The 224-nt window shown below is 52.2% G+C and carries 1 rRNA gene; it reads right to left on the bottom strand.

Going from position 1 to position 224, the window contains the following annotated elements:
* Positions 1 to 223, bottom strand: a 16S ribosomal RNA gene (locus KJS65_RS29660); the annotation flags it as partial.
* Between the last annotated feature and the right edge of the window lies 1 nt (position 224).

The following is a 224-nucleotide window of genomic DNA, read 5'->3' as shown; positions in this document are numbered from 1 at the left end:
TCCCAGTGTGGCCGTTCACCCTCTCAGGTCGGCTACGCATCGTCGCCTTGGTGAGCCGTTACCCCACCAACTAGCTAATGCGCCGCAGGCCCATCTGTAAGTGACAGATTGCTCCGTCTTTCATTATTTCTCCAGGAGAAGAAATAAATTATCCGGTATTAGCTACCGTTTCCGGTAGTTATCCCAGTCTTACAGGCAGGTTGCCTACGTGTTACTCACCCGTC

It is taken from the genome of Paenibacillus sp. J23TS9, from assembly GCF_018403225.1.
Lineage (GTDB): Bacteria > Bacillota > Bacilli > Paenibacillales > Paenibacillaceae > Paenibacillus_AQ.
Note: the sequence above shows the minus strand (reverse complement) of the source record. Positions and strands in the feature narration are given on the sequence as shown.